The following is a 1,417-nucleotide window of genomic DNA, read 5'->3' as shown; positions in this document are numbered from 1 at the left end:
CCCCGCCGTTGCCGCCGCCAGCGCCACCCCGGCCGCCGCGGGCGAAGCCCAAACCGCCGACGGCCCCGCACTCTACACCCAGGCCGAATACGACAAACTCTATCAGCGCTACCAGGAACAAAAAGCACGCGCCGACGCACTGAAAGACAGCTTCTTCGCCTGCGCCGACGTCATGTACGAAATGCTGGCCTACCTCAACGCCAGCCGCCTCTACCACGGCAAGGACGCGGTGATGGCGAGCGACATCAACGGCATCGTCGAAAACAACCCCATCTTGAACGCCATCGCCAACGACCTGCGCCAGACCAGCATCGAATCCGGCATCGGCATCGTCAGCGAACTGCCCGCCTCACAAGAGCACCTGCGCCAGCAGGTCATGACCGCCTGGAAAAACCGCATGGCCGAACCCGGCGAACGCGGGCGCATCCACGAACAACTCTTCAGCCACTGCAACATCCCCGACGGCGAAGAACTCTTCTGACCCCACCCGGAGCCGCCATGTACTGGACCGAACTGCTCGTCCTCTTTCACTTCTGCCTCTCTGTCACCATCGCGCTGCGCGTCATCTACTCGCGCCGCACCAGCAGCGCCGCACTCGCCTGGCTGACCGCGCTCTTTGCCTTCCCCATCCTCGGTGTCATCACCTATCTGCTCATCGGCGAACCCAAACTGGGCCGCGAACGCGCCAAGCGCCACGCCGAACTCCTCGCCTTTCACGACGCCTTTGCCGACCGCTTCCTGCCGCCGCCCTGCGAACCTGCCAGCGAAACCCGTTTCCGCCAGATTGCCCGCCTGATACAGGGCGAGGCGCGCTATGTGCCGACCGGTGGCAACCAGACCCGGCTGCTCGCCGACACCGACGCCATCCTCCGCGCCTTCACCGCCGACATCCACGCGGCGCAGCATTGCTGCCTGCTGGCGTTTTACATCATCGAAGGCAGTGGCCGCGTCGAGGCGGTGCTGGAGGCGCTGATGCAGGCGGCGGAACGCGGCGTGCGTTGCCAACTGCTCGCAGACGCGCTGGGCAGCAGCAGTTTTTGGCGTTCACCGTGGCCGCAGCGGCTGCGCGGCGCGGGGGTGGAAGTGACCGAAGCCTTGCCGGTTGGCGTGCTGAAAAGCCTGTGGGTACGCAGCGACCTGCGCAACCACCGCAAAATCCTCGTCGTTGATTACCGCATCGCCTACACCGGCAGCTACAACCTCGTCGATCCGCGTCTCTTCAAGCAGAACGCGGGTGTGGGCGAATGGGTCGATGCGGTGATGCGCTGCGAAGGCCCGGTTGCGCAAGAGCTGGCGGCAATGTTCTACGGCGACTGGGCGGTGGAAAACGACCACAACCTCACCGCGACGCTGGAGCGCCTTAACGGCTACGTCGATGAAATGCCGCCGCGCGCGCCCGCAAGCGGTGGCAGCCAGT

2 protein-coding genes are annotated in these 1,417 nt (G+C 65.2%); both read left to right on the top strand.

The window, feature by feature from the left end; genetic code table 11:
- Positions 1 to 481: hypothetical protein (locus Q0349_RS03145; RefSeq protein ID WP_298079423.1), on the top strand; the 481-nt coding region annotated here is incomplete at its 5' end.
- Positions 482 to 498: 17 nt separating this feature from the next.
- Positions 499 to 1,417 (top strand): phospholipase D-like domain-containing protein (locus tag Q0349_RS03140; RefSeq protein ID WP_298079422.1); only part of this gene is annotated, 919 nt, incomplete at its 3' end.

The organism is uncultured Cardiobacterium sp. (assembly GCF_938028185.1).
Lineage (GTDB): Bacteria > Pseudomonadota > Gammaproteobacteria > Cardiobacteriales > Cardiobacteriaceae > Cardiobacterium.
This window is presented reverse-complemented; position numbering and strand designations above follow the sequence as displayed.